Consider the following 26,231-nt stretch of genomic DNA (forward strand, 5'->3'; position numbering starts at 1 on the left):
CGGGTGGCAGTGAGCCGGACCACAAGGGGGTGGGGGTTCGACCGGGTCAGGGTCGGATAGCCTGACCGCTGGAATATCTCTTCACGTCGAGACACCGATCGATCAAGAAGAGCTGTTCCAGCACCCGGGGCAGGGCCCCCACCCGCCAGCTGTCTTACGGAGATCGCCATGACCCGCACTCCCGTGAATGTCACCGTGACCGGCGCGGCCGGCCAGATCGGCTACGCGCTGCTGTTCCGCATCGCCTCCGGCCACCTGCTCGGCGCGGACGTGCCGGTCAAGCTGCGCCTCCTTGAGATCCCGCAGGGCGTCAAGGCCGCCGAGGGCACCGCCATGGAGCTCGACGACTGCGCCTTCCCGCTGCTCAAGGGCATCGACATCTTCGACGACCCGAACCAGGGCTTCGAGGGTGCGAACGTGGCGCTGCTCGTCGGCGCCCGCCCGCGTACCAAGGGCATGGAGCGCGGTGACCTGCTCGCCGCCAACGGCGGCATCTTCAAGCCGCAGGGCAAGGCCATCAACGACCACGCCGCGGACGACATCAAGGTCCTCGTCGTCGGCAACCCGGCCAACACCAACGCCCTGATCGCCCAGGCCGCCGCCCCGGACGTCCCGGCCGAGCGCTTCACCGCGATGACCCGCCTGGACCACAACCGCGCGCTCTCGCAGCTCGCGGCCAAGACCGGTGCGTCGGTCGAGGACATCAAGCGCCTCACCATCTGGGGCAACCACTCGGCGACCCAGTACCCGGACATCTTCCACGCGGAGATCGCCGGCAAGAACGCCGCCGAGGTCGTCAACGACGAGCAGTGGCTGGCCGACACCTTCATCCCGACCGTCGCCAAGCGCGGCGCCGCGATCATCGAGGCCCGTGGCGCGTCCTCGGCCGCCTCCGCCGCCAACGCCGCCATCGACCACGTCCACACCTGGGTCAACGGCACCGCCGCGGGCGACTGGACCTCCATGGGCATCCCGTCGGACGGCTCCTACGGCGTCCCCGAGGGCCTCATCTCCTCGTTCCCCGTCACCTGCAAGGACGGCAAGTACGAGATCGTCCAGGGCCTGGACATCAACGAGTTCTCCCGCGCCCGCATCGACGCCTCGGTGCAGGAGCTGGCGGAGGAGCGCGACGCGGTCCGCGCGCTCGACCTCATCTGAGACCGAACGCGACGACCGAACGCGACGACTGAACAGCGAACCGCCCCCGGCCTTCTCGGCCGGGGGCGGTTCGCTCTGCTGTGAGCCGTCAGTTCTTGAACTGGCCGGGCGTGTAGTGGCCCGGCGTCATCCGCGTGGAGACGGCGATGCGGTTCCAGGCGTTGATGACGGTGATGGCGCTGATGACCCGGGCCAGTTCCGTCTCGTCGAAGTGGGCGGCGGCCCGCGCGTACACCTCGTCGGGCACGAAGCCGTCGGTGAGGACGGTGACCGCCTCGGTCAGTTCGAGCGCGGCGAGCTCGCGCTCGGTGTAGAAGTGCCGCGACTCGTGCCACGCGGAGAGCTGCACGATCCGCTCCACCGACTCGCCCTCGGCGAGGGCGTCCTTGGTGTGCATGTCGATGCAGAAGGCGCAGTGGTTGACCTGCGAGGCCCTGATCTTGATCAGGTGGTAGAGCGTGGGGTCGACGTCCTTGGCCGCGGCCTGTTCGAGCCGCAGCATGGCCCGGTAGAACTCAGGGACGCGATCGCCGAAGTTGAGGCGGGGCGCGTGCTCGTGGGCGTACTCGGTCCTGGTGGCGTCTGAGGTGGTGGTCGTCGTCATGCCTCTCACCGTACGAGGCGGTTGGCACAGGAGTATGGTCCATTCGTATGGCAGACGAGTGGGCCACTTTCGGCGCCGACCTCCACCTTGACCTGCGCGGACCAGGGTCGCGCGCGGGACTGCGCGCGGGGCTGATGGACGCGCTGCGGGAGGCGGTGCGCAGCGGGCGTCTGGAGGCGGGCGTACGGCTGCCGTCCTCCCGCTCGCTCGCCGCCGACCTGGGGATCGCCCGCAACACCGTCGCCGACGCGTACGCCGAGCTGGTCGCCGAAGGCTGGCTGACCGCCCGTCAGGGCTCGGGGACGCGGGTCGCCCAGCGGTCGGTGCCGCGCCGGCCGGCGACCGGTTCGGGCGCGCGGGCCACGACGCCGGCGGCCCGCAGGGCCCGGTCGCGGCCGGCGTACGACCTGAAGCCGGGCGTGCCCGACCTCGCGTCCTTTCCGCGCGCCGAGTGGCTCAAGGCCTCCCGGCGCGCGCTCACGGCGGCGCCCCACGAGGCCTTCGGCTACGGCGATCCGCGCGGCCGGATCGAACTGCGCACCGTGCTCGCCGAGTACCTCGCGCGGGCGCGCGGCGTGTACGCGCGGCCGGAACGGATCGTGATCTGCTCCGGGTTCGTGCACGGGCTGCGGCTGATGGGGGAGGTGCTGCGCGGGCGGAAGGTGCGGGAGGTGGCGGTCGAGTCCTACGGGCTCGACGTGCACTGGGAGTTGCTGACGCGCGTGGGGCTTCGGCTGCCCGCCCTGCCGTACGACGCGGTCGGCACGCGGACGGAGGGCCTTGGCGGGATGAAGGGCGTGGGCGCGGTGCTGATGACGGCCGCGCACCAGTTCCCGCTCGGCGGCGCGCTCCACCCCGACCGGCGGGTGGCGGCGATCGACTGGGCCCGGTCCTCGGGCGGGCTGGTCCTGGAGGACGACTACGACGGGGAGTTCCGTTACGACCGCCAGCCGGTCGGCGCCCTCCAGGGCCTCGACCCGGAGCGGGTCGTCTACCTCGGCACCACCAGCAAGTCCCTCGCGCCGGGGCTGCGGCTGGCATGGATGGTGGTGCCGGAGAGTCTGGTCGACGAGGTCGTGGCGACCAAGGGGCACGTGGACTGGTCGGGCAGCGTGCTGGACCAGCTGACGTTCGCGGAGTTCCTCGGTTCGGGGGCGTACGACCGGCATGTACGGGCGATGCGGCTGCGCTACCGGCGGCGCCGCGACGAGCTCGTGGCGGCGGTGGCCGCGCACTCCCCGACGACCCGGGTGAGCGGCATCGCGGCCGGACTCCACGCGGTCCTGGAGCTCCCCCGGGGGCAGGAGCAGGAGGTCGTCCGCTCGGCCGCGTGGCAGGGCCTGGCGGTCCTCGGCCTCGACCGCTTCCGCCACCCGGACGTCCCCCGCACCCAGGACGGCCTGGTCGTCGGCTACGCGACCCCTCCGGACAGTGCCTGGTCGGGCGCGCTCGCGGCCCTGTGCCGAGTCCTCCCCGCGTAACACCCCCGCGCACCGGCCCCACGGAGGGGCGGCCTCGGGCCGGCGGTCAGTCGGGCGTGCGCGTGCGTTCGGTGACCGGAGTGGGCAGCGGCGCCTCTCCGAACCGTGCCAGCACCAACGCTCCCGCCACCGCCACCGTGAAGCCGAGGATCGCCATCCACGCCAGTCCCTCCCGCGTCCGGTCTCCCAGCCACACCACCCCCACCAGCGCCGGGCCGATCGTTTCTCCTAGGACCGCGCCCGCCGTCGCCGTCGTCACCGAACCCCGTTGCAGCGCGGACGTCAGCAGCAGGAACGCCGCCCCGCCCCCGAGCAGCAGCGCGTACCACGCGGGGTTGGCCAGATCCGGCCCGTCGATCAGCCGGACCGCCACCTCCATCACCCCGAAGCCGAACCCGGCGCCCAGGCCCAGCGCGAGCGCCCGTGCCCGGTCCGGCAGCCGCCCCGCCACCACGCCGAGCGCGAGGACCCCGAAGGCCGTCGCCAGCATCGCCCACCGCAGCGCGTCCGACCCGGTCTCCTCGCCCTCCGTCCCGGACGCGAAGGCCAGCATCGTGAGCCCCGCGCAGACGACGGCCACCGCGCCCCACTCGACGCGGCTCAGCCGGACCTTCAGGAGCCACGAGGCGACCACCGCCGTCACCGCGAGGCTCGCCGCGAGCGCCGCGCCCACGGTGTAGATGGGCAGGGTGAGCAGGGCGACGATCTGGAGGCCGAAGCCGATCCCGTCCAGCGAGAGACCGGCCAGATAGCGCCACTGCCGCACCGCGCGCAGGAAGAGGGCGACGTCGACGCCGCTGCCCGTCCCGGGCGCCACGGCCCGTGTGGCGAGCGCCTGCAGCACCGACGCCGTACCGAAGCAGACCGAGGAACCCAGCGCACAGATCATCCCAAAGAGCACGAAAGGACTCTAGTGCGAGGCCGCTTGGGCACCGGCCTAAACTGTGCGGTCGCGACGATGGGATGGGGAGGCAGATTCATGCGCAGGCTGAGGTCGAGCACCGTGGTGCTCGGCGGTATGGGGGTTCTCGCGGCGACGATCACGTCCTGCGGTTCCGAGCCCGACAAGCGGTGTGTCGACCCGTTGACGCGCGAGAAGCTCCCGAGCTACGAGTGCGAGAGCGGCAACGGCAGCAGTGGCAGCACGGCCCGCGGCTCGTACTACTACGGGGGCAGCGTCAGCGACAACAGGGTCAGCGGCGGCAGCTTCGACAAGAAGGCCGTCGACACCGGTGGTTTCGGCTGCTCCGGTTCCAGCGGCGGCTGAGCGGAGACCCGGCACCATGCGGCGGCACACGATCGAACCCCGGCCGGGGTGGCAGCAGACGGTGGAGGAGCAGGGGCTCGTCTACCCCCTGACCCGCTACCCCGACGACTCCCTGCGCCCGTACTGGGACGAGAGCGCGTACTACTCCTTCACGCTCCCCGAGGTCGAGGCCCTGGAGGAGGTCGTCGAGGAGCTGCACGCGATGTGCCTGGCGGCGGCCGCCCACATCGTCGAGCACGACCGGTTCGCCGAGCTCGGTCTCACCGACCCCCGGCTCGCCTCCCTCGTCGCCGAGTCCTGGCGCCGCCGGGCCGAACTGCCCTCGCTCTACGGACGCTTCGACCTCCGTTACGACGGTACGGGCCCGGCCAAGATGCTGGAGTACAACGCCGACACGCCGACCTCGCTGGTCGAGGCCGCGAGCCCGCAGTGGTTCTGGATGGAGGATCGTTTCCCCGGCGCCGACCAGTGGAACTCGCTGCACGAACGGCTCGTCGACGCCTGGAAGCGCCAGGCCCCGCTGCTGCCGCCCGGCAGCCCGGTGCACTTCGTCCACTCGGAGGGCGACGAGCTGGGCGAGGACCTGATGACGGTCGCGTATCTGCGGGAGACCGCCCAGCAGGCCGGGCTCGACACGGAGGCGCTGTCGGTCGAACAGATCGGCTGGGACCGGCTCTCGGGACGGTTCGTGGACGACCGCCTGCGGTTCATCCGCAGCTGCTTCAAGCTCTATCCGTGGGAGTGGCTGGCCACCGACCGCTTCGGCCCGTACGTCCTGGACACCCTCGACAACGGCGGCGGCACGGGTACGACCTGCTGGATCGAGCCGGCCTGGAAGATGCTGCTCTCCAACAAGGCGCTGCTCGCGATCCTGTGGGAGCTCTACCCGGGCCACCCGAACCTGCTGCCTGCCTACCTCGACGGCCCGCGCGAGCTCGCCACGCGCGGCGGCTACGTCGCCAAGCCCCTCCTCGGCCGGGAGGGCGCGGGCGTCACCGTCCACGAACCGGGCCCGGCGCCCGTCGTACGCGACGAACCCTGCTGCTACCAGGAGTTGGCCCCGCTGCCGGACTTCGACGGCAACCGCGTGGTGCTCGGCGCGTGGGTCGTCGAGGACGAGGCGGCGGGGCTCGGCATACGGGAGTCGGCGGGCCTGATCACCGACGAGTACGCCCGCTTCCTGCCGCACGTCATTCTGTGACGTAGTCCCTGAGGGGCGCGGGCTTCAGGCCGGCCGCCTCGGCGGCGGCCAGGGCGCGGGTCAGGTCCTGCTCCAGCGTCTCGTTGAAGTGCAGCAGGATGATGTCGCCGGCCTTGAGCGTGGGGGTCGGCGGGGACCACTGGCCCCAGGTGGTGAGGTCGTACGTCCAGGTCACCACGGCCTTCGCCCCGCAGGCGCGGGCGGTGGTGCGGGTGGTCTCGTCGTACGTGCCGTAGGGCGGGCGCAGCAGGCGCGGGCCGTCCCCGAACTCGGCGAGGTGCCGGTCGCGCGCGCCGCAGACCTCCGCCTTCTGGCCGGCCGCGTCGAGCCCGGTCAGGTCCGCGTGGTCGACGGTGTGGTTCTCGACGCGGGAGCGGCCGTGGTCGAGGAGGGTGTGGAAGTAGCCGGAGTCGTACGAGTACGCGCCCGGGAGCAGGAACAGCGAGGCGGGCACCCGGCGGTCGAGGAGGATCGTGGCGGCGGCCGGGTCGTGGAACCAGCCGTCGTCGATGGTGATGAAGACGACCGGGTCGGTGGTCTCGACATGGGAGACGACGGGGACGGGTGCGGGCCAGGCCGCCGTCGGGGCGGCGTGCGCGGGGCCCCCGAACGCGCCGAGCAGCGCGAGCGGGACGAGAGCGGCGAGTGCGCCACGCAGCGCGCGGCGGGGGCGGGGTCTCGGCATGGCGGCATCATTGGCCTAGACCAACAACCCTGTCAATGCCGCGACTTGCCCCGCCTCCCGCCGCCGGTACGGACCCGTCAGCCCGCCAGTACCGACCGCAGCTGTTCCAGGCCCCAGTCCAGGTCCTCCTTGCTGATCACCAGCGGCGGAGCGATCCGGATCGTCGAACCGTGGGTGTCCTTCACCAGCACACCCCGCTCCAGCAGCTTCTCCGAGATCTCCCGGCCCGTGCCCCGCGACGGCGTGATGTCCACCCCGGCCCACAGGCCGCGCCCGCGCACCGCGTCCACCGCGCCCCCGCCCACCATCAGACCCAGCTCCGCGTGCAGATGCTCGCCCAGCTCCGCCGCCCGCTGCTGGTACTCGCCCGTCCGCAGCATCGCGATCACCTCCAGGGCCACCGCGCACGCCAGCGGGTTCCCGCCGAACGTCGAACCGTGCTCACCGGGCCGGAACACCCCCAGCACGTCCCGGTCCGCGACCACCGCGGAGACCGGGACGACACCACCGCCGAGCGCCTTGCCCAGGACGTACACGTCCGGCACCACACCCTCGTGCTCGCACGCGAACGTACGCCCCGTCCGGCCGAGGCCCGACTGGACCTCGTCCGCGATGAACAGCACGTTCCGCTCCCGGGTCAACTCCCGCACCCCGCGCAGGTACCCGGCCGGAGGGACGAGGACCCCCGCCTCGCCCTGGATCGGCTCGATCAGCACCGCGACCGTGTGAGCGGTGACCGCGGCCTGCATCGCCGTCAGATCGCCGTACGGGACGATCTCGAAGCCCGGCGTGTACGGGCCGTAGTGGTCCCGGGCCTCGTGGTCCGTGGAGAAGCTGACGATCGTCGTCGTGCGACCGTGGAAGTTGTTCGCCGCGACCACGATCTTCGCGTGCCCGTCCGGCACGCCCTTGACCTCGTACCCCCACTTCCGGGCGGTCTTCACCGCCGTCTCGATCGCCTCCGCGCCCGTGTTCATCGGCAGGACCATGTCCTTGCCGCACAGCTCCGCGAGTCGCGTGCAGAACTCCGCGAACCGGTCGTGGTGGAACGCCCTCGACGTCAGCGTCACCCGCTCCAGCTGCGCCTTCGCGGCGTCGATCAGCCGCCGGTGGCCGTGCCCGAAGTTGAGCGCCGAGTACCCGGCGAGCATGTCCAGATAGCGACGCCCCTCGACGTCGGTCATCCAGGCCCCGTCGGCCGAGGCGACGACGACGGGGAGGGGGTGGTAGTTGTGCGCGCTGTGCGCCTCCGCGGAAGCGATCGCGTCTTGCGTACTCGACACGGGATCTCCGTTCGTCCTGCGGCCAGGGGCGGGTGTGGCTCCCCTTCTTATCGTCGCTCGAATGACGGACGAGGAAACCTTTGCGACGGCGCGCCAGATAGGCTGGAAACACGCACGGCGACTGGCGTACGGGGAATCGACCCTGGGGGAGCCGTGCGCGGCAGACCACACGCGGTGCCGCCCGCCTGGGCACCACAAGGACCCCGTCCCGTGTGGCGCCGCGCCGCCGCAGTGCCCCGGGACCCGCCGCAACGCCCGGAGGAACGCCATGAACGCGCCCACCCGCCCCGCCCTCGCCGCCACCGACCCCGAACTCGCCGCACTCGTCGGCGCCGAGGAGCGGCTGCAGGCCGAGACCCTGCGACTGATCCCGAGCGAGAACTACGTCTCCGCCGCCGTCCTGGAGGCCTCCGGCACGGTCCTGCAGAACAAGTACAGCGAGGGCTACCCCGGCCGCCGGTACTACGAGGGCCAGCAGAACATCGACCAGGTCGAGACCCTCGCCGTCGAACGCGCCAAGGACCTCTTCGGCGTCGACCACGCCAACGTCCAGCCCTACTCCGGTTCCCCCGCCAACCTCGCCGTCTACCTCGCCTTCGCCGAGCCGGGCGACACCGTGATGGGCATGGCCCTGCCGATGGGCGGCCACCTCACCCACGGCTGGGGCGTCTCCGCCACCGGCAAGTGGTTCCGCGGCGTGCAGTACGGCGTACGCCAGGACAACGGGCTCGTCGACTTCGACCAGGTCCGCGAGCTCGCCCTCAAGGAGCGCCCGAAGGTGATCTTCTGCGGCGGCACCGCGCTGCCCCGCACGATCGACTGCGCCGCCTTCGCCGAGATCGCCCGCGAGGCCGGCTCCGTCCTCGTCGCCGACATCGCCCACATCGCCGGCCTGATCGCCGGCGGCGCCCACCCCTCCCCGGTCCCGTACGCCGACGTCATCTCGACGACCACGCACAAGACCCTGCGCGGCCCGCGCGGCGCCATGCTGATGTCCCGCGAGGAGCACGCCAAGGCCCTCGACAAGGCCGTCTTCCCCGGCCTCCAGGGCGGCCCGCACAACCAGACCACCGCGGCCATCGCCGTCGCCCTGCGCGAGGCCTCCCAGCCCTCCTTCCGCGACTACGCCCACGCGGTCGTCGCCAACGCCAAGGCGCTCGCCGAGGCCCTCCTCGCCCGCGGCTTCGACCTGGTCTCCGGCGGCACCGACAACCACCTGATCCTGATGGACCTCACCCCCAAGGAGGTCCCCGGCAAGGTCGCCGCCAAGGCCCTCGACCGGGCCGGGATCGTCGTCAACCACAACACCGTCCCCTACGACACCCGGAAGCCCTTCGACCCCTCCGGCGTCCGCATCGGCACCCCCTCCCTCACCTCCCGAGGCCTCGGCACCGCGCACATGGCCCAGGTCGCCGACTGGATCGACCGGGGCGTCGCCGCCGCGGGCGCGGGCGACGAGGACGCGCTCCGCACGATCCGCGCCGAGGTCGCGGAGCTGATGGCCGCCTTCCCGGCCCCCGGCCTGCCGGCCTGACCCGGCGACGAGGGTCTCCCGCGTTCCTCGTCCGGAGGAGCGTGGGGGGCCGCCGCGCACTGTGTTCCTCGTCTCATCGGCCAAGGTCCTCGGCGTGGTCCCCGACGACCCGGCCCCCCTCCAGCGTCGTCACGCCTTCGTCACACCGGCAGAACCGGATCGGTTCCCAGGCCGGGATCGCTTCGCGCACCTGAGAGAATGTGGAGCATGGCCTCTGATGTCCCCCGCGTGCTCTCCGGAATCCAGCCCACCGCAGGCTCGTTCCACCTCGGCAACTACCTCGGTGCGGTCCGTCAGTGGGTCGCGCTGCAGGAGTCCCACGACGCCTTCTACATGGTGGTGGACCTGCACGCGATCACGGTCCCGCAGGACCCCGCGGAGCTCCGCGCCAACACCCGGCTCGCCGCCGCGCAGCTGCTCGCCGCCGGCCTCGACCCGGAGCGGTGCACCCTCTTCGTGCAGAGTCACGTCCCCGAGCACGCGCAGCTCGGCTGGGTCATGAACTGCCTCACCGGCTTCGGCGAGGCCTCCCGCATGACCCAGTTCAAGGACAAGTCCGCCAAGCAGGGCGCGGACCGGGCCACCGTCGGCCTCTTCACGTACCCGATCCTCCAGGTCGCCGACATCCTCCTCTACCAGGCCAACGAGGTCCCGGTCGGCGAGGACCAGCGCCAGCACATCGAGCTGACCCGCGACCTCGCGGAGCGGTTCAACGGCCGCTTCGGCGAGACGTTCACGATCCCGTCGCCGTACATCCTCAAGGAGACGGCGAAGATCTACGACCTGCAGGACCCCACGATCAAGATGAGCAAGTCGGCGTCCACGCCGAAGGGGCTGATCAACCTCCTCGACGAGCCGAAGGTGACCGCGAAGAAGGTCAAGAGCGCCGTCACCGACACCGACACGGTCATCCGCTTCGACCCGGTGAACAAGGCCGGCGTCTCCAACCTGCTCTCCATCATGTCCACGCTCACCGGGACGAGCGTCCCCGACCTGGTGACGAGCTACGAGGGCAAGATGTACGGCGCGCTGAAGACCGACCTGGCCGAGGTCATGGTGGACTTCGTCACTCCGTTCCGGTCCCGTACGCAGGAATACCTGGACGACCCGGAGACGCTGGACTCGATCCTGGCCAAGGGCGCGGAGAAGGCCCGCGCGGTCGCCGCGGAGACCCTGGCGCAGACGTACGAACGGGTGGGCTTCCTGCCCGCCAAGCACTGAGTCCAAGGACTCTGGCCTCAGAGGTGGTGCAGGCCGCACACTGGCGGCTGCACCACCACCGTCCCGAATGGACACGACTACGGAGGAGAACGACGTGGGGACCGTAACGCTCGGCGTTTCGATCGCGGTCCCGGAGCCCTATGGCAGCCTGCTCCAGGAGCTGCGCGCCGGCTTCGGGGACCCTGCCGCGCACGGCATCCCCACGCACGTCACCCTCGTCCCGCCGACCGAGGTGGACGAGGAGCGGCTGCCCGCGATCCAGGCGCACCTCGCCGAGGTCGCCGCGGGCGTCCGGTCCTTCCCGGTGCGGCTGAGCGGCACGGGAACGTTTCGCCCGCTCTCCCCGGTCGTGTACGTGCGGCTCGCCGAGGGCGTCTCCTCCTGCGGCTGGCTCCAGGAACGCGTACGGGACGAGTCCGGGCCGCTCGTGCGCGAGCTGCAGTTCCCGTACCACCCGCACGTCACCGTCGCCCACGGCATCGCCGAGGAGGCGATGGACCGGGCGTACACCGAGCTGGCCGACTTCGAGGCCGCCTGGACCTGCTCCTCCTTCGCCCTGTACGAGCAGGGCGCGGACGGGGTCTGGCGCAAGCTCCGCGTCTTCGAGTTCGGCGACGCCCGCCAGGTCTCCGGGGTCCCGGCCCAGGGCACCTCGGTGGACACCCCGACCGCGACCTGCTGATCCCGGGCGTCGGGGACGATCACACCGGAAGCCGCCGGAAGACCGGCCTCGGTACGTGCCGCAGCGCCGACATCACCATCCGCAGCGCGCCCGGCACCCACACCGTCTCCGAGCGGCGCCGCAGTCCCAGCTCGATCGCCAGGGCGACCGCCTCCGGAGTCGTCGCGAGCGGTGCCTCCTCCAGGCCGGCCGTCATCCGTGACCGTACGAACCCGGGGCGGACGACCATCACGTGCACCCCGGTCCCGTACAGCGCGTCCCCGAGGCCCTGGGCGAAGGCGTCGAGACCGGCCTTGGACGAGCCGTAGATGAAGTTCGCGCGGCGGGCGCGCTCGCCCGCCACCGAGGACAGCACCACCAGCGAGCCGTGCCCCTGCGCCTGGAGCGCCGCCGCGCAGACCAGGCCCGCCGAGACCGCGCCCGTGTAGTTGGTCTGGGCGACCCGGACGGCCGCGAGCGGATCGGCCTCGTCGTGCGCCTGGTCGCCGAGGATCCCGAAGGCGAGCAGCACCATGTCGATGTCGCCCTCGGTGAAGATCTTGCCGAGCCGCTCCTCGTGCGACTCGGTGTCGAGCGCGTCGAACGGCACCGTCCGCACGTCCGCGCCCAGCGCCCGCAGCGAGTCGGCGGCGGCCGTCAGGGCGGGCGAGGGGCGTCCGGCGAGCCAGACCGTACGGGTGCGGCGGGCGATCAGCCGGCGGGCCGTGGCGAGCCCGATCTCGGACGTGCCGCCGAGCAGGAGCAGGGACTGCGGGGTGCCGAAGGCGTCCTTCATGACGATCAAACTCCTCAGAGGGCAATCACAGGGCGAGACGACGGGAGAGGTCGGACGTGAACACGGAACGCGGGTCGAGCGTGGCCCGCAGCGCGCGGAAGTCGGCGAGCCTCGGGTACATCGTGTGCAGCAGCTCGGGCCGCAGGCGCGAGTCCTTGGCGAGGTAGACCCGGCCGCCCGCGTCCGCCACCTCCTCGTCCAGTTCGTCGAGGAACGCGCCGAGGCCGGAGAGCCGGGTCGGGATGTCGAGCGCGAGCGTCCAGCCGGGCACGGGGAACGAGAGCCAGCCCGGGTCGCCGTCGCCGAAGCGCTTCAGGACCGCGAGGAACGACGGACAGCCGCGCCGCGCGATCCGCTTCACGATCCGGCGCAGGGTCTCCTCGTGCCCGTGGCCGACGACGAACTGGTACTGGACGAAGCCGCCGCGCCCGTAGATCCGGTTCCAGTGCGGGACGCCGTCGAGGGGGTGGAAGAAGGCGGACATCCGCTGGAGTTCGCCGGTGCGGCGCCGGGGCGCCCTGCGGTACCAGAGCTCGTTGAACAGGCCCACGGTCGTCCGGCCGAGCAGCCCCTCGGGGACGAGGGCGGGCGCGGCCGGCAGCTGCCCCGGGCGGAACGCTAGGGGCGCGCGGCGGGAGCGGCGGTCCCGGACGGGGATCGCGTCGTACGGGGCGTGGTCGCCGCGTGTGAGGACGGACCGGCCGGTGGCGGCGCCGCGCGCGAGGAGGTCGATCCAGGCGACCGAGTAGCCGTACCGGTCGTCGGTGGCGGTGAGCCGGGCCATCAGGTCGTCGAGGTCCGTGGCACGTTCGGTGTCGACGGACATGAGCGAGGTCTCGACGGGAAGCAGCCGCAGGGTCGCGGAGAGGATGACGCCCGTCAGGCCCATGCCGCCGGTGGTGGCGTCGAAGAGGTCCGTGCCGGGGACGACGGTGTGGATCTCCCCGTCGGCGGTGAGGAGTTCGAGGGAGACCACATGGCGGCTGAAGGAGCCGGAGACGTGGTGGTTCTTGCCGTGGATGTCGGCGCCGATCGCGCCGCCGACGGTCACGTACCTCGTCCCGGGAGTGACCGGGACGAACCAGCCGAGCGGGAGCAGGACCTCCATCAGGCGGTGCAGGCTGACGCCCGCGTCGCAGACGACGACGCCCGCGAGGGCATCGACGGAGCGGATGCGGTCGAGGCCGGTCATGTCGAGGACGGAGCCGCCGGCGTTCTGCGCGGCGTCGCCGTAGGCGCGGCCGAGGCCGCGTGCGATGGACCCCCGGGCGCCGCAGGCGCGGACGGCTTCGGAGGCCTCCTCGTAGGTGCGGGGGCGGTGCACGCGCGCGAGGGTGGGGGCGGTGCGGCCCCAGCCGGTGAGGGGCTCGACGTCGGTGTGGGCAGCCATGGAGGCGACCGTATCGCCCGGTCTATGCGTTATGCCTGGTATGCCCTGCGGTTCGCCGAAATGGGTGATTAAAGGAGTGTCAGGAAAGATTGCCGTGCGGTCGGCGCGCCGCCGGGTCAGAGTCACCCCTGGTCGACCAGCTCGACGAGCTCGACCGGGTCGACGGCGGAGTCGACCGGATCCGGGGAGGCGGAGCCGATGCGAAACGCGCACGCGGACGTGGCCGGGACCTGCGACCGGGCCGTGACGGCCGACTGGGCCGGACGCGTGGTCTCGGCCGAGAGGCGGCTGTTGGGGGCCCTGCGCGGCTGCGGGCGCCGCGCGCCCGTCGCGGCGGCCGCCCGCGCGCTGTCCTTCGGCGGCGAGCACGGCGCCCTCTGGCTCGCCGCCGGGCTCACCGGCGCGGCGGTGGACCCGGCACGGCGGACGGGCTGGCTGCGCGGCACGGCGCTGGTCGCCGGCGCGCATCTGGCCAGCATGGGCGTCAAGCGGGTGGTACGGCGGCCACGGCCGGGCACGGCGGAGTACGCGCCCCTGGTCCGCACCGCAGGCCGGCACTCCTTCCCCAGCTCCCACGCGACCTCCGCCGTCGCCGCGACCGTCGCCTTCGGCGCCCTCCATCCGGCGGCCCGCCGTCTCGCCGCCCCCGTGGCGGCCGCGATGTGCGTCTCGCGCCTGGTCGTCGGCGTCCACTACCCCACGGACGTGGCGGCGGGCGCCCTCCTGGGCGCGGTGACGGCCACCCTGGGGCGCACCTGGCTCCGGGTGCCCGGCCCCGCCTGCACCCCGCCCCACGCGCGCGTGGCGCCCCTGCCGCCGGACCGCCTCCCCGTCTCGCGACCCGCCCTCCACCTCCCCGGCGGCGGCCGTGGCTGACCGCGCCACGACCGGCCTCGCGGCCGTTCTCGACAAGCCCGTCGCCGTACGGGAACAGCAGCGGGGGCCCGGCGCTCGACAGGTGGCCGCGACGGCCGTCGGGCTCGTCAGGACCGCGAGGCCCCGGCAGTGGGTCAAGAACGTGCTCGTCGTCGCCGCGCCCGTCGCCGCCGGGCAGCTCGTCTCCTGGCACACGGCCGCCCGACTCGCCCTCGTCTTCGCCCTGTTCACGGCCGCGGCGGCCGCCGTCTACCTCGTCAACGACGCCCGTGACGCCGCCGCCGACCGCGCCCACCCCGTCAAGTGCCGCCGTCCCGTGGCCGCCGGCCTCGTCCCCGTCCCCCTCGCGTACGCCACCGGCGCGCTCCTCGGCCTCGGGGCGGCCGTCGCGAGCGCGGTCCTGTGCAACGCCATGACCGCCGCGCTCCTCATCGCGTACCTCGTCATGCAGTGCGCGTACTGCCTGCGCCTCAAGCACGTCCTCGTCGTCGACCTCGCCGTCGTCACGACCGGCTTCCTCATGCGGGCGATGATCGGCGGGGTCGCGCTCGCCATCCCGCTCTCCCGCTGGTTCCTGATCACCACCGGATTCGGCGCCCTCTTCATGGTCGCCGCCAAGCGCTACTCCGAGGCCGTCCAGATGGAGGCCGCGCAGGGCGCCACGCGCGCGTTGCTCACCCAGTACACGACCGGATACCTGCGCTTCGTCTGGCAGTTGGCGGCCGGCGTGGCCGTCCTCGGCTACTGCCTGTGGGCGCTGGAGAGCGGTGGCGTCGCCACCGGCTCCCTGCTGCCCTGGCGTCAGCTCTCCATGATCGCGTTCATCCTGGCCGTCCTGCGCTACGCCGTCTTCGCCGACCGCGGCACCGCCGGAGCCCCCGAGGACGTCGTCCTGCGCGACCGCCCGCTCGCGGTCATCGGGCTGGCCTGGGCGGCGATGTACGGCATGGCGGTCGCGGACCTGTGAGGGCCGTTCGCCCAGGGGGCCGACACGGTGTCAGGGCGCGGTGTCGGCGGGGTTCTTGCGACCCGTCCGCGATTCCGGGGAACCCGGACGATCGTCTTCCGCTCAAACGCCGGCTCAAGGGGTACGCGTAGGACATGGACTGGCTGACCAAGCTCCCCGTCATCGGCCCCTGGGTGGCCCGGCTCATGCGGACCCACGCGTGGCGCTCGTACGAGACCCTCGACGAGGTCCACTGGACCCGGCTCGCCGCCGCGATCACCTTCCTCAGCTTCCTCGCTCTCTTCCCGCTGATCACCGTCGGCGCGGCGATCGGCGCCGCGCTGCTCAGCAAGGAGCAGCTGGACAAGATCGAGGCGAAGATCTCCGAGCAGGTCCCGGGCATCTCCGAGCAGCTCAACATCGGCGGTCTCGTGGACAACGCCGGCACCGTCGGCCTCGTCGCGGGCGCGCTGCTGCTCTTCACCGGCATCGGCTGGGTCGGCTCGATGCGGGACTGTCTGCGCGCCGTCTGGGGCGTCGACGACGAGGACGAGGGCAATCCGGTCCTGCGCAAGGCCAAGGACGCGGTCGTGCTGGTCGGGCTCGGCGGGGTCGGGCTCTGCACGCTCGCCGCGTCCTGGCTCGGCTCGACGGCGGTCGGCTGGACCGCGGACCGGATCGGCATCCCCGACTCCGGGGCCGGCGGCATCCTGCTCCAGATCGCCGCCGTCGCCGTCGCCGCCCTCGCGGACTTCCTCATCCTGCTCTACATGCTGACGCTGCTGCCCGGCGTCCAGCCGCCGCGCCGCCGTCTGGTGGTGGCGGCGGTGATCGGCGCGGTCGGCTTCGAGCTGCTGAAGCTGCTGATCGGCGGCTACATGCGGGGCGTCGCGTCGAAGTCGATGTACGGCGCGTTCGGCGTGCCGGTCGCGCTGATGCTGTGGATCAACTTCACCGCGAAGCTGCTGCTGTTCTGCGCAGCCTGGACGGCTACGGGGTCACGCTCGGATCCCGCACGTCAGGAGAGCCCGCAGGGGCCGGAGAGTCCGGAGACGGCACCGGAGAGTCGGGGGAGTGCGGGGCGCCCGGGCCGGCCGTCCGAGGGCGGCCCAGCGGCCAGCGGCGGTTGACGAGGAAGGCGGCGCCCGCGAGCAGCACCAGGACCCCGCCGACGATGGCCAGGGCGGTGCCGATGCCTCCCGCCCGCTCCTGGGCGGCGACGTTCTTGGGGCCGTCCGCGCCCGGGCCGTCCTTGCCGGGGGCCGGTGCGGCCGAGCCGTCGCTTCCGGTGCCGTTCGTCAGGGCGGACTTCGGCGCGACCAGCTCGCCGACCGGCTTCACCTTCCCGGTCGCGGCGAAACCCCAGTCGAGGAGCCGCGCGGTCTCCTTGTAGACGGCGTACTGCTCCTTGGAGGACGGGTTCATCACCGTCACGAGCAGGACCTTGCCGTTGCGCTCCGCGACGCCGGTGAACGTGGAGCCGGCGTGCGTCGTGCTGCCGTTCTTGACGCCGGCGATGCCCTGGTACGGCGCGACGCCGAGGTCGCCGGTCAGCAGCCGGTTGGTGTTCTGGATCTCGAAGGTCTCCCGCTTCTTGCCCGGCTTCTGCTCGCCGGGGAAGGCGGCGCGGGACGTCGCGGCGTACTCCCGGAAGTCCGCCTTCTGCATGCCGCTGCGGGCGATCAGCGTGAGGTCGTACGCGGAGGAGACCTGGCCCGGGGCGTCGTAGCCGTCCGGCGAGACGACGTGGGTGTCGAGGGCCTGGAGCTCGTCGGCGCGGGCGTTCATGTCCGCGACGGTCTTGTCGATGCCGTCGTTCATCGCGGAGAGCACCCGCACGGCGTCGTTGCCCGAGCGGAGGAAGACACCGAGCCAGAGGTCATGGACGGTATAGGTCTGCTTCTCCTTGATCCCGACCAGGCTGGAGCCCGAGCCGAGCCCGGCCAGGTCCTGGGCCGTGACCGTGCGGGTCGCCGTCCTCGGGAACTTGGGCAGCACCGTGTCCGCGAAGAGCATCTTGAGCGTGGAGGCGGGCGCGAGCGGCCAGTGGGAGTTGTGCGCGGCGAGCACGGCGCCGGTCTCGGCGTCCGCGACGATCCACGACCGCGCGCTCAGCTCCTTGGGCAGTACCGGCGCGCCGGGCCCGAGCTGTACCTGCGTCCCCGGCCTGCTGAGCAGCGACCCGCCCACGGAGGACATGAGGGCGGGCGGCTTGGGCTGCTGGTCCTCCTTGTTGTCCACCGTGTCCGCGTGGGCGGGGACGGCGGCCAGGAGGGGGAGCAGCGCGGCAGCAAGGACCGCGCGAGCGGTCTTCTTCGAAGCAGGCACGATCGAAAACGTACAGGCAGAGAACGGGGATCCGAATACCGTCGTGCGATTTGTCCTGACTTGTCCACCTGTCAGCCCCGGACTACGGCGTGCTGCACCGCGTCGACCGGGGGAGCAGGGAGAGAAGCAGGCCGAGGGCGTGCTCGGACGGGGAATCCGCCTCCGCGCTGAACACCACCGCCCGCTCGCCCGACCCGGCGCCGTGTTCCAGGACCGCGAAGGACAGCTCCATGGGTCCGGCGGCCGGGTGCTCGAACGAGGCGGTGCGGCAGGCGTCCGGGTGTGCGCCGCCCGCTTCCGCGGCTGGGCAGCGCCACAGAAGGCGGGCGAACTCCGCACTGCTCTCCGCCAGTTCGGAGATCAAATCGGTGAGGCGGCGGTCCGAGGGGTACCGCTCGGCGGCCCGGCGCAGCGAGCGGGCCACGCAGGCCGCCTCCTGCTCCCATCGCCCGAACAGGGCGCGGGTGCGTGGGTCGAGGAAGACCATCCGCGCCAGGTTGGGTCGTACGACCACCTGCCCGTCGGGGGTCGGCCGGGTCGCGGTCCCCCGCAGGTGCCAGGCGAGCAGCGCGCGCCCCGGCGGGTTCCAGTCGACGACGTCGAAGCGGCGGTTGAGGACCACCGTGGGCAGCGAGGACATCGACGAGGCGACCCGGCGTACGGCGTCGGCTCCGTCCCCTACCGCACCCTGGTGCGCCAGCCAGTGCAGATGGGCGCGCTGGGTGCTGCTGAGGAGCAGGGCGCGGGCGATCGCGTCCAGTACGGCGGGGGAGACCCGCCGTACTCTGCCCTGCTCGATGCGGACGTAGTAGTCATGGCTGATCCCGCCGAGCAGCGCCACCTCCTCCCGGCGCAGTCCAGGGACCCGGCGATGGGCCGCGCCGGGTGGCAGGCCGACGTCCTGGGGCGTGACGAGGCCGCGCTGGGACCGGAGAAAATCGCCCAGACGGGCAGCAGAATCCATGGATTCAAGGTTCCACGGGGATGGAATACCCACCAGCCCCGAGCCTGCCCCTGTTGATCATTCCCTATTTCGGCCAGTCACGGCCGCCGTCCCCGTTCTCCTCAGTTCCTCAGCAGCGAGGCAATCGCGTCCTCCGACGGCGATCCGGTTTCGGCCCGGTAGAGGACGACGCACTGGTCAGCGGCGTCCGGGATACGGAGAGTTTCGAACGACAGTGTCAGCTGGCCGACCTTCGGGTGATGCAGGGAACGGGTGCCGTGCGTCTTGTCCCACACCACGTGGCCGGACCAGATTTCGGCGAATTCCGGGCTCTTCTCGTGGAGCCGGTGAATCAGCCGGGCCAGCTTCTCGTCCCCCGGATATCGGCCCGCCATGACCCGTAGATATCCCGCCAGTTCCTGGGCCTCGTCCATCCAGCACGGATACAGTTCACGGGCGCCGGGCTCCAGGAACACCAGTTCGGCGAGGTTGGGCAGGGCTCCGCCGCGCGTCGCCCGGCCGAGGTCGACGTGGCCGGAGAAGAGGATCCGGGCCAGCCGGTTCCACGCCAGGATGTTGACCAGGCGTCCGAGGGCCACGGCGGGCCCGTTCTCATATGCCGCGATCATCCGGGCAACCGCCGGCCGTACCTGCTCGGCCGTCGGCTCCGGGCTCCTGGGAGCCGTGCCCGACCGGGCGGCCAGGTCGTGCAGATGGGCCCTCTCGTCCGGACTCAGCCTCAGCGCGGCGGCCAGGGCGTCCAGGACCTCGGGAGAGGCGCTGCGGTTCTGTCCCTGCTCGAGCCGCGTGTAGTAGTTGACGCTCACCCGGGCGAGCTGCGCCACTTCCTCCCGCCGCAGCCCGGTCACCCGACGGCGCTTTCCGGCGTCGCCCGTGAGGCCGGCGTCCTCGGGGCTCAACTGGCTACGTCTGATCTGGAGGAAACGCCCCAGATCGGTGCCCCGTTCCCCCGTTGTCTTCTGCACGATGACCGCCTCTCGGCCTTCGCGGCGCGCAGTGGCCGGCCGCTCGGTTCTCGATTGCCTCGGAAAGTGAAAAGCCCCCGCTTCTCTTGCGACAAGAGGCGGGGAGGATAAATGGCCCGGCAGGGAGGCGGATGGATCGATTCCGATTGGTCTTTTCGCTGAATTGCCCGGCCGTGGGGAGGCGAGCCCCATGTGTTTCCCCCTGTTGTAATGCCGAGCCAACCCGTTGCCCCTTGAACAATTTGGCTTCGAAGTTGACCTCCGGCGGGTCCAGTCGTCGTGTGCATGACCCAGTCGGCGCGATCATAGCAACTGTCTGTAGTCCATCAAGTTAACTTTTCGCGGGGCAGTTGCCGCCGACAGGAGAAAGCACAGAGGGTGATTCCGCTTTCCCGGGATTCACCCGCTCCCTTCTCGGCCGCGCATCCGCCGACAGGACATGGCTCAGGCCCCTGGCGGGGGTACCAGGGGCCTGAGAGGTGGGTGACGTACCGGGCGACGGGCCGGCGTCGTCACATGAACTGGTCGTAGCCGAGCCGCAGCACCATCACCGCCACCACCGTGAGCAGGACGGCTCGCACGAACCCGCTGCCGCGGGCCAGCGTCATCCGTGCGCCGACCAGCGCGCCCGCGACGTTGAAGACCGACATGGCCAGGCCGAGGCCCCAGAGCACATGGCCCTGCGCCGCGAAAACCAGCAGCGCCCCGAGGTTGGTGCCCACGTTGACCATCTTGACCGTGGCGAGGGCCCGGACGAACTCCAGGCTCAGCACGGTGGTGAAGGCGATGATCAGGAAGGTGCCGGTGCCCGGCCCCACAAGGCCGTCGTAGAAACCGATGCCGCCCCCCGCGAGCACCACCAGTGCGGCCACCTTGCGCTGCCGTACGGCGACAGGGGAGGGCCCCGTCGGCTCCGGCCCGCCCTGCTCCAGCCTCCTGCCGAACTGCGGCCTGAGCAGCACGAGTGCGGCCACGGCGATCAGCAGCACCAGGACGAACGGCCGCAGGAAGTCTGAGGAGACCGAGGAGGCGACCAGGGCCCCGCCGGCCGACCCTGCCACCGCCGTCCCCCCGCCCGTCAGCACGGTCCGTACGTCCGCCGGATGGCGGCGCTGGTAGGCCAGTGCCGCCGCCGACGTGCCGAGTGTCGCCGCCAGTTTGTTGGTGCCGAGCACCGATGCCACCGGGAGGGAGGAGCCGCCGATCAGCAGGGCGGGCAACTGCAGCAGTCCGCCGCCGCCGACCACGGCGTCGATCCAGCCCGCGGCCGCGGCGACGGTGAGCAGTACCGCGACGGTCGTCCCGTCCACGCCCCGGGTCAGGCGGCGACGGGGGCGGCGATCTGGACGCGCTTGAGGTGGCGGTCCGGGTCGTCGAAGGCGTTACGGGAGTGCAGCATGCGCCAGTTGTCCCAGACGATCATGTCCCGGGCCGCGTACACCACGGAGACGTGCTGCTCCGCGTACAGCTGCTCACAGCGCTCCAGCAGCCGGCGGGCAGCCGTGTCGCCCTCCGGTACCACCAGGTTGTTGTGCGAGTAGCGCAGCAGGGTCCGACCCGCGTACTCCTCGAGCACCGGATGTTCGGCGGTGTGCTCGACCCCGCGCCGGGCCAGGCCCTCGGTCGACCTCCACCGGTACGGCGTCTCCGTGAAGCCCCGCAGCTCGTCCTCGTCGAAGCCGGCGAGCAGCTGCCGCGAGTCGAGCAGGGTCGTCTCGCCGCCCGGCCCGGAGGCGGGCTTCACACACCACAGGGCCAAGTACTGCGGAGGAATGCCGCGGTACTCGTACCCCTCGGTGTGCGGAAGAAGGGACCTGCGGTTCTGTGCGTGGTAGACGTCGTCCATGTCGGGTTCCGGTTTCAGATCGCCGACCACCGTTCCGGTGGGTGTGGGCTGGAAATCTCCCAGCTCCTTCAGGAACGCGACATGGTCGAACTGTTCCGGAACGTTCACCAGATGGACATAGCCGTTGTTCTTCAGCAGCTGGTCGAACGCGTAGCGCAGCACCGCGTCGGGCAGCAGGTCGCCATTCACGTCGTGGCAGGACAACACACTGTCGGGAAGCTTGGGCATCGGTCTCGTATGTCCTTCCGTGCGGGGATCCGAGGGAGAGAGGCGGGACAGATAAACGCGGCGGATATCCGGACAACCGACAGGTGGAATACCGGATATCCGCCGCCTCCTCGCGCACTACTTCGCGAGGAAGTCCTCCAGCAGCGTGGCCAGCGCGATGGGCGTCTCCACCATCGGGTAGTGGCCCGCGTTTCCGATGACCGACAGCTCGCTGTTGGGGTAGTGCTTCATCCAGGTCTCGTTCATCGCCTCGGCCGTGACCGCGGGGTCGTTCTCGCCGACGACCGCGAGCGCCGGCACCTCGGAGCCCGTGATCCGCGACGAGAAGTCCGTGGTCCGGAAGGAGTCCAGGTAGCTGCGGAAGGCCACCGGGCCGACCGCCTTCATCGACGCGTCCGCCCAGGAGTTCACCCAGGTCGACGAGAGCTTGTCCCCGGTGGTCAGGTTGATGATGATCCGGCGGTTCTCCACCTTGTGCGCGGCCTCGGCGAACAGCGGGAAGTCCGAGTCGGGTATCGGCATCCCGGACGCCGGCACCGGGCTCAGCCCGATGAGCTTGCGCACCCGGTGCGGAGCCTTGAGCAGCACCTGCTGCACCGGCTGGCCGCCCAGCGAGTGGCCGATCAGGGAGAACTCCTGCCAGCCCAGGTGGTCGGCGAGCGCCAGCACGTCCGAGGCGATCTCGTCCGTGCTGTACGTCCCCGCCTCGTCGAGGGCGTCGCTGAAGCCCCGCGCGTCCATGAACGCGTAGGAGAAGCGGCTCCCGTCCAGATACGGCCACCAGGCGCTGAACGTCTCGTGCCCGCCGAACAGCGAGTGCAGCACGATCACCTTGTGCGGCCCGTCTCCGGTGATGTGGGCGGGCGGGACATAGCGGCCGGGTCCGGCCATGGCTTCCTCCATGAGGGAATCGGTGGGATGTGCTGCGACATCGAAATCGGTGTCGCTGTGGGTGGTGGGCCCGGGGAGGAGCAGGCGACCGAGCTCGGTGTGCAGCTCGTCGAGGTCCTCGCGGTGCCCGTGCAGGACGATGTGCCCGTCGGGGCGGACCAGATGGAACCCGGCGCGCCCGCAGTGCAGTTCGCGGGCCGCGCGGCGGGCGAGGTCGGCCTCCCGGCGTGCCCCCCAATGCGCCCCTCGGCGACCCCCGCGGCGCGGCGCCGGCGCCGTCACGTCCACGACGCGGACCGCGTCGCCGAAGGGCTGTGCCAGTCGCCGTACCGCCTCGGCCAGACCCGAGCCGGCGGATCGCCGCGCGTCCGGGGAGACCAGCACACGGAACGGCCCGGGATCGGCTCCGGGGCCGGCCAGGCCCAGGTCGACGGCCAGCTCGCGGGGGAGGGCGGCGCCCTCCCGGGCATGCCGGCGCAGCGCGGACTTGACCGAGCACCAGCTGGTCGGGTGTGAGCGGTGGCGACGCGGGGCGTCCGGCCCGGGCGCGTAGACCCAGCGCCGGCCCGCCGCTATCGGCAGGTAGAAGCGGTCCATCGCGCGCGTGCGGTCGAGGGCCCGCATCGCGGCGTCCCGCAGCGTGACCTGGGCGGTGCCGGTCCACATGGCCGCGCGGGTCTGCAGGTCGGTGTCGCGGACCACCGCGTCGGCCACCGCGGCCCGCTCCGGGGTGTACGTGGCGAGCAGCCCGGTCCGTGCGTGACCCCGCACCACCGAGGCCAGCTTCCACGCCAGGTTCTGGGCGTCCTGCATCCCGGTGTTCAGGCCCTGGCCGCCCATGGGGCTGTGCGCGTGCGCCGCGTCGCCGGCCAGGAACACCCGGCTCAGCTGGAAGGAGGCCGCGCGCCGGCGGTGCACCCGGAAGGTGGTGACCCAGTCGGGGTCCGTCAGACGCAGCCCGCCGGGGCCTCGCATGTCGACCAGGCGCTGCATGTCCTCGAGCGTGCCCTCGGTGAGCTCGGCGGGGGCGTTGGTGAAGAACCGGTACAGGCCGTGCGGCTGGGGGACGATGGCCAGAACTCCCAGGCGGGACTGGTGGTAGTGGATCTCGTCCGGGTCGAGCGGGTTGTTCTCGATGTGCGCGTCGGTGATGAGGAAGCGGTTCTCGTACGTCGCTCCCTCGTACGCGATCCCCAGCTGGTTGCGCACGACGCTGGCCGCACCGTCCGCGCCGATCACCCACGGCACGGAGAACCGCTCGACGGAGCCGTCGGCGTGCTCGAGGGTGGCGGTGACCCGGCCGCCCGGGGTGATGGCGCCGGAGAAGTCGACGCCGTGCAGGGCGAGGAGCCGCACCCCGCGCTCGATGGTGCCGCCGAGCCCCTTGAGGCCGTCGGTGAGGATCTCCTCGGTGACGCGCTGGGGCAGGCAGTACGGGGCCATGTCCTCGGTCATCCGCATCCGGGACACCGGGCGCTTCTCCGAGTAATAGGTCATCTGACGGAGCTTCACGGCCACGTCGTCCAGGCCGTCCGACAGCCCCAGGTCCTGGAGGATGTCGAGGGTGCGCGGCCACACGAGCATGGCCTTGGAGTGGACGCTCGGCCCCGCGGCGGAGTCGACGAGCCGCACCCTGACGCCGCGGCGCAGCAGCTCGCAGGCCGCGGTGAGCCCGGTCGGGCCGGCGCCGACGACGAGCACGTCGCACTCGGTCTCGGACTCGGTATCGGTCTCGGTCAACATGGTGGTCTCCTGCGTGCTCGCGGATCGGGTCGGGTCAGCGGAAGGCCAGAGCGATGGCGTAGCTGTCCTCGTGCATGTGGTAGCGGTCGATCAGGCCGTCCGTGACCCGCAGTTCCAGCGCGAATTCCGACGAGAAACTCTTTCCCGTCGCATTGACGCGGTACTGGAAGCTTCCGAGGACCACCGCGATGTCGCCGTCCACGAGCGTGTGCTTGATCTCGAAGGCCTCGGGGGTCATGTTCTCGCCGGCCATCCGGAAGAATTCCCGGACGTCGGAACGGGTTTTCCGCTGACCCATCCACGGAATGAGTCCGGTGTCGCCGGGAGTGAACCAGTCGAGCGGTTCCGCGAGGAGTTCCAGGGCGCTTTCCACGTCGCCCGAGCCGATTCCGGCGAAGAATGCGTCGACGGTGGAACGTGTGTTTGTGGGCATGGCCGGAACGGTACGCACGAACGCACGCCATGAGACAGACCCAGCCAGTGGTACCCAGGGCCAGTGGTACCCAGCGCTGCCATATGAAGGGGCGGGTACTGGCTCGCCTTCGGTTCTTCCCCGGATGCTCGAGGCCTAATCAACCGGCAGGAAGCGAAAGGCCTCTCATGTCAACCATCAACAAGTCCGGGGAGACCCGGGCCGGCCAGGCGTCGGCTCCGACGCCGACCCCAGAGCCGTCCGACGGGCGGATGACGCGCCGTCAGGTGCTCGTACTCGTCCTGCTCCTGGGCGCCCAGTTCACCCTCGCCGTGGACTTCTCCATCATGAACGTGGCCGTCCCGGTCATCGGTCGTGAACTCGGCTTCGCCCAGGAGAACCTGCAGTGGATCGCCACCGCCTTCGCGCTGAGCGCGGCCGGCTTCAGCCTGCTGTTCGGCCGCGTCGCCGACCTCATCGGCGCGCGCAAGGTCTTCCTGGCGGGCCTCGCCCTGCTCACCGTCTCCTCGCTGCTCGGCGGCATGGTGGACGCGGCCGGCCCGCTGCTCGCCGCCCGCGTCGCCCAGGGCCTGGCCACCGCGATGGTCACCCCCGCCGGCCTCGCGCTGCTGACCACCTCGTTCCCCGAGGGCCCGCTGCGTGACCGCGCGCTCGGCCTCAACGGCGCCATGCTCTCGGCCGGATTCACCTGCGGCGCCATCGTCGGCGGCCTGCTCACCGACGCGCTGAGCTGGCGCTGGGGCTTCTACATCAACGTCCCGATCGGCATCCTGCTGATCGTCGTCGCGCCGATGCTCCTCGCCAAGAGCGAGCCGCGCCGGGGCGGCAAGCTGGACATCCCCGGCGCCATCACCGTCAGCGCGGGCCTCATCGCCCTGGTGTACGGCATCTCCGCGGCCGGCGAGCGGGGCTGGACCAACCCCACCGCGCTGATCTCCCTCGCCGTCGGTGTGGTGCTGCTGATCGCCTTCGGCTTCATCGAGCTCCGCGCGCCGGAGCCGCTGGCCCCGCTGCGCATCCTGAGCCGGCGGACCGTCACCTGGGGCAACATCGGCGGCGCGGTCACCTTCATCGGCTTCACCGCCATGATCTTCCTGCTCACCCTGTACCTGCAGGACGTGCTGGGCTACTCCGCGATGGCGACCGGCCTCACCTTCGGCGTCCTCGGCGTCGGCGCCTTCCTCGGCGGCGTCACCGCACCGCGCTGGATCGGCGTGTTCGGCAGCAGCCACGCGGTTCTGGTGGCCGGTCTCCTCGCCCAGGGCATCACGGTGGGCGCGCTGTTCTTCGCCGGTGACGGCCGCGGCTGGCTCTACGCGGTGCTCGGCCTCGCGTTCCTCAGCAGCTACGCCCACGTCGTCGCGATCGTCGGCTTCATGGTCACGGCCACCTCCGGACTCCCCAACGAGCAGCAGGGCCTGGCCACCGGCATCACCACGCTGACCCAGCAGGTGAGCATCACCGTCGGCATTCCGATCATGAGCGCCGTCGCGGTCGCCCAGATCCGCGCGATGGAGGGTGCCACCGCCAAGGCCGCCACGCTCCACGGCATCAACGTGGCCATCCTCGTCAACGGGCTGCTCCTGGTGGGTGTCGCACTGCTGGTCGCCCTGTTCGTCAAGCGCCGCGCCGCGGCGGCCTCCGACTGACCGGCGCCCCGCACCCACCCCCACCCCCACCCCCACCCCCACCCCCACCCCCACCCCCACCCCCTCGCTCGCGGTCGGGGC

The 26,231-nt window shown here is 71.6% G+C and carries 22 protein-coding genes, 2 pseudogenes and 1 riboswitch; of the genes and pseudogenes, 11 read left to right on the plus strand and 13 right to left on the minus strand.

Going from position 1 to position 26,231, the window contains the following annotated elements; all coding sequences use genetic code 11:
• The first annotated feature begins 168 nt into the window (after positions 1-168).
• On the plus strand, positions 169-1,158 hold the full coding sequence (locus ACWF79_RS11460; RefSeq protein WP_453727856.1) for a malate dehydrogenase: 990 nt from the start codon (positions 169-171) through the stop codon (positions 1,156-1,158).
• Positions 1,159-1,246: 88 nt separating this feature from the next.
• Here ACWF79_RS11460 and ACWF79_RS11465 read toward each other — a convergent pair whose 3' ends face one another.
• Positions 1,247-1,762 carry a carboxymuconolactone decarboxylase family protein gene (locus tag ACWF79_RS11465; protein ID WP_453727857.1) on the minus strand — a complete coding sequence of 172 codons (516 nt, stop codon included), beginning with the start codon at positions 1,760-1,762 and terminating at the stop codon, positions 1,247-1,249.
• Positions 1,763-1,809: 47 nt separating this feature from the next.
• Between ACWF79_RS11465 and pdxR the strand changes: the two genes are divergently transcribed.
• The gene (gene pdxR / locus ACWF79_RS11470) at positions 1,810-3,243 is read left to right on the plus strand and encodes a MocR-like pyridoxine biosynthesis transcription factor PdxR (protein WP_453727858.1); all 1,434 of its coding nucleotides are present in this window, start codon (positions 1,810-1,812) and stop codon (positions 3,241-3,243) included.
• A 46-nt stretch (positions 3,244-3,289) separates the two neighbouring features.
• On the opposite strand, the gene ACWF79_RS11475 is transcribed toward pdxR, so the two are convergent.
• Positions 3,290-4,132, minus strand: coding sequence for a hypothetical protein (locus ACWF79_RS11475; RefSeq protein ID WP_453727957.1), 843 nt, complete (start codon positions 4,130-4,132; stop codon positions 3,290-3,292).
• 90 nt (positions 4,133-4,222) lie between these two features.
• Here ACWF79_RS11475 and ACWF79_RS11480 point away from each other — a divergent pair, with 90 nt between their 5' ends.
• Both ACWF79_RS11480 and ACWF79_RS11485 read left to right on the plus strand, forming a co-directional pair.
• On the plus strand, positions 4,223-4,510 hold the full coding sequence (locus ACWF79_RS11480) for a hypothetical protein (RefSeq protein ID WP_453727859.1): 288 nt from the start codon (positions 4,223-4,225) through the stop codon (positions 4,508-4,510).
• Between the two features lie 16 nt (positions 4,511-4,526).
• A complete protein-coding gene (locus tag ACWF79_RS11485) occupies positions 4,527-5,711 on the plus strand; it encodes a glutathionylspermidine synthase family protein (protein WP_453727860.1) in 1,185 nt (394 codons plus the stop codon).
• Here the strand turns inward: ACWF79_RS11485 and ACWF79_RS11490 are convergent.
• Positions 5,701-6,396, minus strand: coding sequence for a polysaccharide deacetylase family protein (locus tag ACWF79_RS11490; RefSeq protein ID WP_453727861.1), 696 nt, complete (start codon positions 6,394-6,396; stop codon positions 5,701-5,703). The two genes, ACWF79_RS11485 and ACWF79_RS11490, sit on opposite strands and share 11 nt — an antisense overlap.
• Before the next feature lie 77 nt (positions 6,397-6,473).
• Positions 6,474-7,679 (minus strand): ornithine--oxo-acid transaminase, encoded by a 1,206-nt coding sequence (gene rocD / locus ACWF79_RS11495; RefSeq protein ID WP_453727862.1) that lies wholly within the window; start codon positions 7,677-7,679, stop codon positions 6,474-6,476.
• Between the two features lie 107 nt (positions 7,680-7,786).
• A riboswitch (ZMP/ZTP riboswitch) is annotated at positions 7,787-7,877 on the plus strand.
• A gap of 70 nt (positions 7,878-7,947) precedes the next feature.
• Between rocD and ACWF79_RS11500 the strand changes: the two genes are divergently transcribed.
• The 3 genes from ACWF79_RS11500 to ACWF79_RS11510 all read left to right on the plus strand — a co-directional run bounded on the left by ACWF79_RS11500 (position 7,948) and on the right by ACWF79_RS11510 (position 11,116).
• Positions 7,948-9,213 carry a serine hydroxymethyltransferase gene (locus ACWF79_RS11500; RefSeq protein WP_453727863.1) on the plus strand — a complete coding sequence of 422 codons (1,266 nt, stop codon included), beginning with the start codon at positions 7,948-7,950 and terminating at the stop codon, positions 9,211-9,213.
• Between the two features lie 207 nt (positions 9,214-9,420).
• Complete coding sequence (gene trpS / locus ACWF79_RS11505; RefSeq protein ID WP_453727864.1) at positions 9,421-10,434, plus strand: tryptophan--tRNA ligase; 1,014 nt, start codon at positions 9,421-9,423, stop codon at positions 10,432-10,434.
• A gap of 94 nt (positions 10,435-10,528) precedes the next feature.
• Entirely contained in the window at positions 10,529-11,116 is a 588-nt protein-coding gene (locus ACWF79_RS11510; RefSeq protein WP_453727865.1) for a 2'-5' RNA ligase family protein, read from the plus strand.
• 19 nt (positions 11,117-11,135) lie between these two features.
• On the opposite strand, the gene ACWF79_RS11515 is transcribed toward ACWF79_RS11510, so the two are convergent.
• Together ACWF79_RS11515 and ACWF79_RS11520 are read right to left on the minus strand one after the other, a co-directional pair.
• On the minus strand, positions 11,136-11,891 hold the full coding sequence (locus ACWF79_RS11515; protein ID WP_453727866.1) for a decaprenylphospho-beta-D-erythro-pentofuranosid-2-ulose 2-reductase: 756 nt from the start codon (positions 11,889-11,891) through the stop codon (positions 11,136-11,138).
• Positions 11,892-11,916: 25 nt separating this feature from the next.
• On the minus strand, positions 11,917-13,281 hold the full coding sequence (locus ACWF79_RS11520; protein WP_453727867.1) for an FAD-binding protein: 1,365 nt from the start codon (positions 13,279-13,281) through the stop codon (positions 11,917-11,919).
• A gap of 267 nt (positions 13,282-13,548) precedes the next feature.
• Here ACWF79_RS11520 and ACWF79_RS11525 point away from each other — a divergent pair.
• From ACWF79_RS11525 to ACWF79_RS11535, 3 genes and pseudogenes are all read left to right on the plus strand, one after another.
• Positions 13,549-14,046 (plus strand): annotated as a pseudogene (locus ACWF79_RS11525) (phosphatase PAP2 family protein); the annotation flags it as partial.
• Between the two features lie 103 nt (positions 14,047-14,149).
• Positions 14,150-15,124, plus strand: coding sequence for a decaprenyl-phosphate phosphoribosyltransferase (locus ACWF79_RS11530; protein ID WP_453727868.1), 975 nt, complete (start codon positions 14,150-14,152; stop codon positions 15,122-15,124).
• A gap of 134 nt (positions 15,125-15,258) precedes the next feature.
• Positions 15,259-16,233: a YihY/virulence factor BrkB family protein gene (locus tag ACWF79_RS11535; protein ID WP_453727869.1), complete on the plus strand. Its 975-nt coding sequence runs from the start codon at positions 15,259-15,261 to the stop codon at positions 16,231-16,233.
• 346 nt (positions 16,234-16,579) lie between these two features.
• Here ACWF79_RS11535 and ACWF79_RS11540 read toward each other — a convergent pair.
• The 7 genes and pseudogenes from ACWF79_RS11540 to ACWF79_RS11570 form a co-directional block, all read right to left on the minus strand.
• Positions 16,580-17,302: pseudogene (locus ACWF79_RS11540) on the minus strand (D-alanyl-D-alanine carboxypeptidase family protein); the annotation flags it as partial.
• 211 nt (positions 17,303-17,513) lie between these two features.
• Positions 17,514-18,395, minus strand: coding sequence for a helix-turn-helix domain-containing protein (locus tag ACWF79_RS11545; protein ID WP_453727870.1), 882 nt, complete (start codon positions 18,393-18,395; stop codon positions 17,514-17,516).
• Between the two features lie 101 nt (positions 18,396-18,496).
• Positions 18,497-19,360, minus strand: a complete 864-nt coding sequence (locus ACWF79_RS11550; RefSeq protein WP_453727871.1) for a helix-turn-helix transcriptional regulator — start codon at positions 19,358-19,360, stop codon at positions 18,497-18,499.
• Between the two features lie 512 nt (positions 19,361-19,872).
• Positions 19,873-20,670, minus strand: a complete 798-nt coding sequence (locus ACWF79_RS11555) for a TSUP family transporter (RefSeq protein WP_453727872.1) — start codon at positions 20,668-20,670, stop codon at positions 19,873-19,875.
• Positions 20,671-20,678: 8 nt separating this feature from the next.
• Positions 20,679-21,434 (minus strand): TauD/TfdA dioxygenase family protein, encoded by a 756-nt coding sequence (locus ACWF79_RS11560; RefSeq protein ID WP_453727873.1) that lies wholly within the window; start codon positions 21,432-21,434, stop codon positions 20,679-20,681.
• 117 nt (positions 21,435-21,551) lie between these two features.
• A complete protein-coding gene (locus tag ACWF79_RS11565) occupies positions 21,552-24,068 on the minus strand; it encodes an alpha/beta fold hydrolase (RefSeq protein ID WP_453727874.1) in 2,517 nt (838 codons plus the stop codon).
• 34 nt (positions 24,069-24,102) lie between these two features.
• Positions 24,103-24,501, minus strand: a complete 399-nt coding sequence (locus ACWF79_RS11570; protein WP_453727875.1) for a nuclear transport factor 2 family protein — start codon at positions 24,499-24,501, stop codon at positions 24,103-24,105.
• Between the two features lie 167 nt (positions 24,502-24,668).
• On the opposite strand from ACWF79_RS11570, the gene ACWF79_RS11575 reads away from it, so the two are divergent.
• On the plus strand, positions 24,669-26,150 hold the full coding sequence (locus tag ACWF79_RS11575; RefSeq protein ID WP_453727876.1) for an MFS transporter: 1,482 nt from the start codon (positions 24,669-24,671) through the stop codon (positions 26,148-26,150).
• Positions 26,151-26,231 lie beyond the last annotated feature (81 nt).

The organism is Streptomyces sp. NPDC054975 (genome assembly GCF_053609105.1).